The 10559-nt window shown below is 73.2% G+C and carries 7 protein-coding genes; 4 read left to right on the top strand and 3 right to left on the bottom strand.

Translation table 11 applies throughout. The features are described 5' to 3' along the window. Positions 1–336 precede the first annotated feature (336 nt). Complete coding sequence (locus VFW71_10485; GenBank protein ID HEU5003188.1) at positions 337–1116, top strand: DUF2127 domain-containing protein; 780 nt, start codon at positions 337–339, stop codon at positions 1114–1116. A 10-nt stretch (positions 1117–1126) separates the two neighbouring features. Next, a complete protein-coding gene (gene bcp / locus VFW71_10480) occupies positions 1127–1591 on the top strand; it encodes a thioredoxin-dependent thiol peroxidase (protein HEU5003187.1) in 465 nt (154 codons plus the stop codon). A 13-nt stretch (positions 1592–1604) separates the two neighbouring features. Here the strand turns inward: bcp and VFW71_10475 are convergent, their stop codons facing one another. Beyond that, positions 1605–2585 carry an aldo/keto reductase gene (locus VFW71_10475; protein ID HEU5003186.1) on the bottom strand — a complete coding sequence of 327 codons (981 nt, stop codon included), beginning with the start codon at positions 2583–2585 and terminating at the stop codon, positions 1605–1607. Positions 2586–2668: 83 nt separating this feature from the next. On the opposite strand from VFW71_10475, the gene VFW71_10470 reads away from it, so the two are divergent. Continuing rightward, a complete protein-coding gene (locus VFW71_10470; protein HEU5003185.1) occupies positions 2669–5353 on the top strand; it encodes an AAA domain-containing protein in 2685 nt (894 codons plus the stop codon). A 2-nt stretch (positions 5354–5355) separates the two neighbouring features. Further along, positions 5356–6141, top strand: coding sequence for an arylamine N-acetyltransferase (locus VFW71_10465; GenBank protein ID HEU5003184.1), 786 nt, complete (start codon positions 5356–5358; stop codon positions 6139–6141). Positions 6142–6149: 8 nt separating this feature from the next. Here VFW71_10465 and VFW71_10460 read toward each other — a convergent pair whose 3' ends face one another. After that, a complete protein-coding gene (locus tag VFW71_10460) occupies positions 6150–7967 on the bottom strand; it encodes a DNA repair helicase XPB (GenBank protein ID HEU5003183.1) in 1818 nt (605 codons plus the stop codon). Then, entirely contained in the window at positions 7967–10453 is a 2487-nt protein-coding gene (locus VFW71_10455) for a helicase-associated domain-containing protein (protein HEU5003182.1), read from the bottom strand. The genes VFW71_10460 and VFW71_10455 overlap by 1 nt, the downstream gene beginning before the upstream one ends. Positions 10454–10559 lie beyond the last annotated feature (106 nt).

The following is a 10559-nucleotide window of genomic DNA, read 5'->3' as shown; positions in this document are numbered from 1 at the left end:
CCGTCAAGGGCCTTCGGTCTGCTTCGCAGACGGCCCTCGGTTGGTCCGGGAGGGGAAAGGCAAAGGCGAAGCAAACCGCCGCTTGACAGCCCGACCCTCATAGGTGTCCCACTGCCCGGGACGAATGTCCCCGACCTCAGCGCCCGGACTCGGGCCGCGGCCGAGCGGTTTTGGGGAAGATTTTCCGTCAAAACGACGGCAGAAAGTCCCCAGAGCTTCCGACAAACGGCGTCATGATCCCACGGGTCTTGCCCCGGCCCGGCGAGCGCCGGTCAGGTGGATGGGTACGCTCGTGGGGAGCGGATGGGCGGTCACCGGTGGCATCCAGAGACCTTCGTGTGCGCCTTTCGGGGCCATGCGGCTCCCGCCGCCGCGGCCCCGGTCCTCGCCGAGGAGGACTCCGGTCTCGGCATCGACCTGCCCGACGGGCGGCGCCTGGCCCGCTGCCTGCGGTGCGACGCTTGGATCTCGGTGGACCCGCCGCCGCCGGGGGAGGGCGGCCCGGGGGTGCTGCAGTCCCTGGAAGGGAGCCCCATGCCCCGCCGCGGCAAGCAGCTCCGGGAGGCGATCATCACCCGCCTCATCGCCGTCGACCGTGGTCTGCACTCGCTGCTCTTCGCCATCATCGCCCTGGGGGCCCTGGCGCTGCGGGCCGACCTGTCCATCGCCCGGGCCAGCGCCACCCGCTGGCTGAAGACCCTGAACTCGCTGGCCAACCAGACCGGCGGCAGCACCCACCCGGTCATCTCCCGGGAGCTGCACCGGATCCTGACGCTGCGGCGGGGCCCACTGCTGGTGCTGGCGTTCACCGCCATCGGCTACTGCATCGTCGAGGGGGCCGAGGCCATCGGCCTGTGGCGGGAGCGCCGGTGGGCGGAGTACCTGACCGCCCTGGCCACGGCCGGCTTCCTGCCCTTCGAGATCTCCGAGCTCATGAAATCGGTGAGCGTGCTGAAGCTTGTGGTGCTGGCGCTGAACGGCGCCATCCTCATCTGGCTGGTGATCACCAAGCACCTGTTCGGCGTCGGCCGCCGGCACTCCGTCGCCCAGTCCATGGATGTGCGGGAGGTGTTCGGGCCTGGGACCGCCGGGTCGCCGTTCGTGAAGGCGGGGTAGGCTGCGAACCATGGCTACCCTGCAGCCCGGAGACCAGGCACCCACCTTCACGCTGGCGGACCAGAACAGCACCCCGGTCAGCCTGGGCGACTACGCCGGCCAGAAGCTGCTCGTCTACTTCTATCCCAAGGCCGACACGTCGGGGTGCACAGCCCAGTCGTGCAGCGTGCGGGACCACCTCGAGCAGCTCAGCGCCCTGGGGGTCGCCGCGGTCGGCATCAGCCCGGATAAGCCCAAGGACCAGCAGAAGTTCGACACCAAGTACACCCTCGGTTTCCCGTTGCTCTCCGATGCCGACCACACCGTGGCCGAGGCCTACGGCACGTGGGGCGAGAAGTCGATGTACGGCAAGACCTACCTGGGCATCGTCCGCTCGTCGTTCCTCATCGACGAGGAGGGCCGGGTGATCGAGGCCTGGTACAAGGTCTCGCCCGGCGACACGGTGCCGAAGGCCCTGGAGGCTTTGGGAGTCTGAGGAGCCGGCGCCCTCAGCGTTCGATGTGGCTCATGTCCGGGTAGCGCTGCCCGGCCGTCGAGCCCTTGGGCACCGCCCGCTCCAGCCGGTCCAGATCCTCTGGCGTCAGCACGATCTCGGCGGCGGCGGCGTTCTCCTCGACGTAGTGGGCGTGCTTGGTCCCCGGGATCGGCACGACGTCCTCCCCCCGGCTCAGCACCCAGGCGAGCGCGAGCTGGGCGGGGGTCACGCCCTTGTCCCGGGCGATCACCCGGATGCCGTCCACCAGCACCAGGTTCCGGGTGAAGTTGTCGCCCTGGAAGCGGGGGTGGTTGAGGCGGCCGTCGCCCTCGCGCTGCAGGTCGGCCTGCTCGTGGATGGTCCCGGACAGGAATCCCCGCCCGAGCGGGCTGTAGGCGACGTAGCCGATGCCCAGGTCCCGGACGGTCGGCAGGATGCCGTCCTCAGGGTCGCGGGTCCACAGCGAGTACTCGGTCTGCAGGGCGGTGATCGGGTGGACGCCGTGTGCCCGCCGGATGGTCTCGGGCTTGGCCTCCGACAGGCCGAGGTGGCGCACCTTGCCGGCCGCAACCAGCTCGGCCATGGCGCCGACGGTCTCCTCGATCGGGGTGCGGGGGTCCACCCGGTGCTGGTAGTAGAGGTCGATGTGGTCGACGCCCAGGCGCTGCAGCGAGGCGTCGCACGCCTCCCGGACGTGCTCCGGCGTCCCGCTGACCTCGGCCTGGCCCCCGGGTTGGAACGCCACGAAGCCGAACTTGGTGGCGAGCACCACCTCGTCCCGCCGCCCGCCGAGCGCGGAGCCTACGAGGCGCTCGTTGGCGCCCCAGCCGTACATGTCGGCGGTGTCGAAGAAGGTGATGCCCAGGTCGAGCGCCCGGGCGATCGTGGCCCGCGCCTCCGCCTCGTCCGGGGTGCCGTACGCCCCGGTCATCCCCATGCAGCCCAGCCCGAGGGCCGACACTTCGAGGCCCTGACCCAGTGTCCGTGTCTTCACGTGATCGATCCCTTCGTTGGGGGGGTCCGCAGTCCCGCCCGCCCGGACCAGTCTGCCCCATTCCGGACAGGTACCCTTGTTCGGTGCTCGACGACCAGGACCGTGCCCCCCCACCCGAACCGCTCGGCGGGCCGCTCGGAGCCATGCTGGGCGACATGGCGGCCGCGCTGGCCGAGGAGGCCAAGCACGCCCAGAACGAGTCGTCGTGGGTGCGCATCCGCAACGGCCGGCGGGTGCGGGCCGGCCTGGAGCGGTTCCTGTACTGCTTCGACGCTGACGCCGACACCTGGTTCCCCGCCGGCTCGACGGCCGAACTGTCGGTCGGCGAGGACGAGCCCGCAGTGGTCGAGGTGCTGGAGGTGCGGGCCGCCACGCTGTGGCTGGAGAGCCCGGCCGACCTCGGGGGTGCCATCACCTCCGCCCGCATCCGCTCCAACCCGTGGTACCTGCTCGACGCGCTGCGGACCCGGCTGGACGAGCTGCGCGGCATCGCCCCGCCGCCCGAGGGCGTCAGCCCGCCGACCGCCGCCGAGCTCCGCCTCGTCGCCTGCCTGCTGGGGCTGGCCCCACCCCGCCCGGGCACGCCGGTCGACCCGGCGGAGGTGGCCGCCGGGTACGGGGACCTCCCGGCGAACCCCAGCCAGCTTGCCGCCGTCGGCGACTGCCTGGGCAGCGAGCTGCGCTTCGTCTGGGGGCCCCCGGGGACGGGCAAGACCGAGACCCTGGGGCTGCTGGCCGCCGAGGCGTTCCTGCGGGGCGAGAGCGTCCTGGTGGTGGCGCACTCCAACGCCGCCGTGGACGCCGCGGCCATCGCCCTGTGCCGCAACCTGATCCGGGCCGACCCCGCCCGGGACCCGAAGCCCGGCGCCCACGCCCTGCGGGTGGGGCAGCCGGTGCTGCCCGAGGCGCAGGAGCTGCCGGTCACCGAGCGGGGCGTCCTCGCCAACACCCGTCCCGAGCTCCTGGCCCGCCTTTTGGACCTCGAGGGCCGGGGCGGCGAGCTGATGGACCGCCAGGACTCGCTCTTCGGCGAGCAGGCCACCCAGCGCCGGGTGGCCGGCCGTGAGCTGGCCCAGGTCACCGAGGCGCTGCGGAAGGTGCGGGAGTCCATCGCCCGCGCCCTGCAACAGCTGCTGGGCAGTGCCCAACTGGTGCTGGCGACGCTCTCCCGGGCGGCGATCACCCCGGAGATCTTCGAGCGGCGCTTCGACCGGGTGCTGCTCGACGAGGCCAGCATGGCCATGCCGCCCCAGGTGGTGTTCGCGGCATCCCTCGCCAGCCGGGGCCCGGGCGGGTCCCTGGCGGTGTTCGGGGACTTCCGCCAGCTGGCACCGGTGGTGGCCTCCTGGGCGGCGCCGGTGAAGCGCTGGCTGGGCCGTGACGTCTTCGACATCCAGGGGGTGACCAGAGCGGTCGATGCCTCTCCCATCCTGTCGGTGCTCGATATCCAGTACCGGATGCACCCCTCGATCATGGGCATCGTCAACGGGCCGGCCTACGGCGGGCGGCTCCGGGCCGGGCCCGGGGTGGCGGAATCCACCGCGGTGCTGGCGGACCGGCCGCCGCTGGCCGGTCACCCGGTGGTGTGGCTGGACACCGGCGAGCTGGGCGCCCGGGGGTTCGCCACCCGCACCCACTCCCGCATGAACCCGATGAGCGCCTGGGCGGCGGTCCGGGTGGCGGCCGCGCTGCTGGCGGGTGGGATGGAGCAGGTGGGAGTCGTGACGCCCTACCGGGATCAGGCCCGCCTGCTGCGCCTGCTGGTGCGGGCGGCCGATCTGCAGGGCGCCGTCCACACCGGCACCATCCACCGCTTCCAGGGCGGCGAGCGGGACGCCATCATCCTCGACCTGGTGGACTCGGCCCCCCAGCAGCCCGGCACGCTGTTCCGCAGCGACGACGGCCTGCGCCTGTTGAACGTCGCGGTGACGAGGGCCCGGGGGAAGCTGGTGTGCCTCTCGGACGGGGCGTACCTGCACGGCGGCGGCGGGGCCGGCGCGGGGGGGAAGCGGCGGCCCGCCCAGTCGCCGGTCTGGGCGATCCTCGGCAACCTCTGCCGCTCGGCCGCCCCCCTCGATCCCGGGATGCTGGCGGCCAGCCCGGGTGGGGATGGGGGCTGGCAGCTGCTGCGCCCCTCGGCGGACACCGCCAATGTCTTCGAACACGACGTGTCGCAGGCGACCGATCTTGTGGTGTGGCCCGCTGGGCTCCCGCCCTGGGCCGCCGGCCTGCTCGGGCAACGGGTGGAAGGGATGCGCCGGGAGGAGCTTGGATCCCGGCTGGTGCTCCTTCCCACCCTGGCATGGCTGTTCCCCAAACAGGAGCCGTGGGCGCTGCGGATGACCGATCCGGGTGGCGTGAAGCTGCTGCTGGAGGCGATCGGCACGCCCGCCGCGCCTCGTGCGGCGTTCGGCCCGGCCGCATCCCGCCCGGCGCCATCGGCGCCCACCGAGGCCCCGGCGACTGCCGGAGCGCCGGGGACTGCTGGGCCTGCTGGGGCACTGGGGCGGTGCCGGGCGTGCCCAGGCGAGCTCGCCCTCCGTCCCGGACCCGCCGGGGTGCCCCGTGTGGCGTGCGCCGCCTGCGGCGCCTACGAGCGGGACGCCGAGCCGATCGACCTCACCACCTCGGCCCGCACCCTGGGGATCCGGTGTTCCTGCGGCCAGGAGATGCGGGGCCGGCGGGGGCCCACCGGGCTGTTCCTCGGCTGCTCCGCCTACCCGAACTGCCGCAACACCCGCCAGGCCCGGAGCCTGTTCGCGCCCTAGCGATGGACGGCGCCACGGTCGACCGGTACCTGGCCCGCATCGGCGCCGAGCGGCCGGCTGCACCGACGGCCGATGCCCTGAAGGCACTGCACGAGGCCCACTTGCAGGCGGTGCCCTTCGAGAACCTCAGCATCCACCTCGGCGAGCCCATCGTCCTGACCGAGGAGGCCCTGGTGGGCAAGCTGACCGACCGCCACCGGGGCGGGTTCTGCTACGAGCTGAACGGTGCGTTCTCGTTCCTCCTCGGTGCCCTCGGCTACGAGGTGGCCCTGCTGTCCGCCCGGGTCTTCGGCGACGACGGCGACCTCGGCCCGCCCTTCGACCACCTGGTGCTGGAGGTCGGCGCCGGGGGAGAGCGGTGGCTGGCGGACGTCGGGTTCGGGGACCACAGCCGGGGGCCGCTCCGCGCCGCCCGCGGGGAGCAGGCCGACCCGGCGGGCACCTTCGAGGTGGTGGCCGCCGGGGACGACCTCGACGTCGTGCGCGACGGGCGGCCCCGCTACCGGGTCGAGAGGCGCCCCCGAGCGTTGGAGGACTTCGTCCCGACCTGCTGGTGGCAGGCGACCTCTCCGGACTCCTGGTTCCGCCAGGTGCTGATGTGCTCCCGGGCGACCGCCACCGGCAGGATCACCCTGACCGGCACGCGCCTGATCCGCACCGAGGATGGCACGAAGGTGGAGACCGCTCTACCCAGCGATCAGGCGGTCCTGGATGCTTACGCCCGAGAGTTTGGTATCCGGCTTGCGGAGCCGCCCCAGGTCCGAGCGGCGACTCCCGGGGGAAACTAACCTGGCCCCTACCCCCGCGCGCCCCGGGCGGAGCGGAACGGGATCACGTTCTCCGGCAGGTTCTCCCGGGCCGGGACCGGCGGCATGCCGGGCGCCGCCTCCGTGGTCTGCGATGCCCTGTCCTCGGGCGGCACCCAGCCCTCCGGCTCGGGGATGTCCTCCACCCCGAGCGCCGAGGCGTCGATGATCGAGTACCGGTAGCCCTGCTCGGCCAGGAACAGCTGGCGGTGCAGGGCGAAGTCCTGGTCCTGGGTCTCCCGGCTCACCAGCGTGTAGAACGACGCCTGGCCCCCGCCCGCCTTGGGGCGCAGCACCCGGCCGAGCCGCTGCGCCTCCTCCTGCCGGGAACCGAAGGTGCCCGAGATCTGGATGGCCACGTTGGCCTCCGGCAGGTCGATGGAGAAGTTGGCCACCTTGGACACCACCAGCAGCCGGACCGAGCCGTCCCGGAACTGGGCGTAGAGCTTCTCCCGGGCGGCGGTGGGCGTCGAGCCGGTGATGAGCGGCGCCCCGAGCATGGCGGCCACGTCGTCCAGCTGGTCCAGGTACTGGCCGATCACCAGCACCCGGTCCGCCTCGTGCAGGTCGACCAACTTGCGCAGCGCCTGCAGCTTCACCGGGTTGGTGGCGGCCACCCGGTAGCGGTCGGGCCCGTCGGCCACGGCGTAGTCGTAGCGCAGGTGCTGGGGCACCCCGACCCGCACCTCGGTGCAGGTGGCCGGGGCGATCCAGCCCTGCGCCTCGAGGTCCCGCCAGGGCGTGTCGAAGCGCTTGGGCCCGATGAGGGAGAACACGTCGTCCTCCCGGTGGTCCTCCCGCACCAGGGTGGCGGTGAGGCCGAGGCGGCGTTTGGACTGGATCTCAGCGGTCATCCGGAATACCGGGGCGGGGAGCAGGTGGACCTCGTCGTACACGACGAGTCCCCAGTTCTGCTCCTGGAACAGCGCCAGGTGCGGGTGCTCCCCCTTCCGCCGGTGGGTGACGATCTGGTAGGTGGCCAGCGTCACCGGCCGGATCTCCTTGGACTCGCCCGAGTACTCCCCGATCTCTTCGGGCTTGATCGAGGTCTTGTCGAGCAGCTCGGTGCGCCACTGGCGGGCGGCGACGATGCTGGTGACCAGGATCAGCGTGTGGGTCTCCGCCTTGGCCATCACGCCCATGCCGACCACGGTCTTGCCCGCCCCGCACGGCAGGACGACCACGCCGCTCCCGCCCTCGGCCTGGCCCGCGGCCCAGAACGAGGCGATGGCGTCCCGCTGGAAGGGCCGGAGGCCGAAGGGCTTGCCGGCCAGCGTCTCCTCCCGCAGGGCGATGGGGAGCGGGGCGCCCGGCAGGTAGCCCGCCAGGTCCTCCACCGGCCAGCCGATCTTGATCAGCACCTGCTTCAGGCGCCCCCGCTCGCCGGAGGGAAGGGCGGCGGCGGTGGGGGAGAGCCGGCGCAAGCCCAGCGGGGCCACCTTCTTGGAGCGCAGCACCTCCTCCAGCACGGCGGGTTCGGCAGTGATGAGCTGCAGGTCGTCCCCCACCTTTTCCAGCCGTAGTCGCCCGTAGCGGGCCACCTGGTCGGTGATCTCCACCAGGATCGACGTGGGCACCGGGTACCGGGAGAACGCCTGCAGGACGTCGATCATCTCCCGGGCCGACATGCCCGCCGCCCGGGCGTTCCACAGCGACAGCGGCGTGATGCGGTAGGTGTGCACGTGCTCCGGGCTCTTCTCCAGCTCGGCGAAGCGCGCCAGTCCGGCCCGGCACGCCTCGGCGGCCGGGTGGTCCACCTCGAGCAGGGCGGTGTGGTCGGACTGGACGATCAGCGGGTCATTGGCCATCAGATGCCTTTCGGGGGCCCGGCCGGGACCGGTTCGTTGATGGCCCGCGCCCACTCGATGCGCCCCAGCTCGAAGTCGCGGTCGCGGCGGGACGTCAGGTCCCAGGCCGATACACCGGCCGCGTCGGCAAAGAACGGTTCGATGGGCCGCAGCGAGGCTCGGCCCCTCGGGGGACGGTAGAAGATCTCGACAGTGGCGTTGTGGGCGACGGCGGCGTCGAACAGGCGGCGCAGCTGCTCCCGGCTCCGGTAGGTGGTGCCGCTCAGCAGCGAGACCCCGTTGGGGGACGCCGGGACCGCAGGCGCCTCCGGGTCCCGGGGCGCCGCCGGCTGCGCCCGGGTTGCCGGCCGGCCCGTGACGATGGCCTCGGCCAGGGCCGCTGCCTGACGGGCGCTGAGCGGCCGGAAGGACACTGGGGGCAGGAGCGGCACCGCGTCCCGGACCGGGACCGGCCCGATCACGGCCCCGGCCTCGTCCTCCTCCACCGGGAGGTAGCCGGCACCCCGCAGCGTGGCGAGCAGCGGGGCCAGGTCGGTCCCGTGCAGGACGGCGACGGTCGGGGCGATCAGGCGGGGCCGCAGGGCGGCCAGCTTCCGCTCGGCGAGCGCGGCCCGGAGGAGCCCGGGATCGTCCGCCCGCAGGTACACCGCCGCGCGCCCGGCCACGAGGGATCCGTGCCGGCGGCCGACGTCCTCGATCAGGTAGGCGACGTTCTGGGGAACGCCCCGGGGGGCATGGCGGGTCAGTAGGCCGAGGATGTCCCCGGCGCCCATCCCGCCGTCCAGCGCCCGGCGGAGCGAGGTCTCCGTCAGGCGGTAGACCCGGGCAGGCGACGAGGCGGTGAGGTCGGCGAAGCGCCCGAGCGCCTCCCGCAGGGCCTGCACGGGCGGTCCGGGCACGATGATGGTCAGGTCGGCCCCCACCGTGCAGGTGTCGACCTCGGGGGCGAACGCCGCGACGCCCGGGTTGTCGCCCGCCGCCCAGCCCTCATCGGTGGCCGCTGAGCGGCCGGGCTCCAGCAGGGCGACGGCGCCGGGACCCGATGCCGTCCCCAGCCAGGTCAGGGCTTGCACGGCCCGTCCGGCGACCTTGGCCGCGCTCGCCTCGTCGCCCAGCAGCACCGGGTACCGCCACGCCAGGCGGGCGGCCAGTGCACGGGCATCGGTGGCCTCGCCCGGGCTGAGCGCGGCGAGTTCCTCGACGAGTGCCCCCCGCAGGTAGATGGCCCAGAGCCGGGGAACGGCTTCGTCGAGGGCGCGCAGACCGGCGTCGTCGTGCTCGTCCCAGACCCGGGCCTCGAGCCACGCCCGGAGCAACATGCCCCACCGCTCCGGAGCGGGCAGGCCGCTCCAGGCCCGGCCCTGGGCTGTCGGTCGGATGCGCGCCTCGTCGTCCTCACCCACCAGGCCAGCCTCCACGGCCAGGGCATACAGGAAGATGGTGTAGGGCTCGGGGAAGCCGAGCGCCCTGGACACCCGCTTCAGCTCGCGCATGCCGAGGCCGCCCTTCTGCAGGGCCGCCGGTGGGTTCTCGGCCCAGACCTGCAGGAGCGACTCCATCTCGGCGAGGACCTTGGAGGGGTCGCCGGCCCGGCCCGGTGCGGCCAACCCCGGGACCGCCAGGGGCGGTGGCGTCGCGCAGGGCCACGGGGGGAACGGCTTGCCCCCCTTCAGCGCGAGCTCCACCTCGGCGGGGATGACCATCGACCCGGTGTAGCTCCGGTTGGCGTCCAGCACGAGCAGGCACCGGCTTTCCAGCCAGTCCAGCGCCGTCTGCACCTGGCGTCGTTCGGTCCAGGGCGGGTCGGACCACCGCACGTAGCCCGTCACCATCAGCTCGTGGCGGGACACCGCGCCCCCCTCGTCTTGGATGTGGTGGAACAGGTGGAGGGCCTTGGGCGGGGCGCCCGCCAGGAGCCCCTGCACCAGGTGGGGTTGGGAGAGCGCCCCGCTGAGCTGCGCCACCATCGCTTCACGGTTCGGATGCGGCCGGCTGGGCACGCCGAGGTTCTGGCCGACCAAGGCGAGGAACCCGGGCGTGCGCCCGACCAGGAGGCGGCGCACCAGGTTGGGCCCTTCCCCGCCCCCGTCCACGGCCGCGTCGACGTCGGCCGGCAGGCTCAGCGCCCAGCCCAGGGGGTCCTCGCGGGTCGGCTGGTCGACCGGGAAGGCAAGCCCCCAGCGGGCCAGCTCGTCGGCACCGGCTCGCAGGTCGGCGGGATCGGCCCCGGGGGCGAGTTCCAGGATCGCGGACGCCGACGCCTGCGGCCCTACCCACTGCGCGGCCATGAGCAGCTGGAAGAGGAAACTGTTGAGGGTCACCACCGCCAAGCCGATCGACTCGGCCTTTCCGAGCACCTCTGCAAGGGCTACCAGGTCCTGGCGCTTGCCGAGCAGGAGCGCGCGCGTCTCCGGCCGGCGGCGGAGCACGGTCTGCAGATCGTCGGGCGACAAGGCCCGGAGGTGGTCAAGAAGCTGGCGGTCCATCTGATCGAGGTTATCCAACCGGGAGCGGAAATCGGTCTCAGCCGGGTCCGAGTGGGAAGAAATCTGGCGCTCCCGCCCTGGCAGGGGCGTCGGCTGCGCACCGTTA

The organism is Actinomycetota bacterium, from assembly GCA_035765775.1.
In the GTDB taxonomy this organism is placed as follows: domain Bacteria; phylum Actinomycetota; class CADDZG01; order JAHWKV01; family JAOPZY01; genus DASTWV01.
Note: the sequence above shows the minus strand (reverse complement) of the source record. Positions and strands in the feature narration are given on the sequence as shown.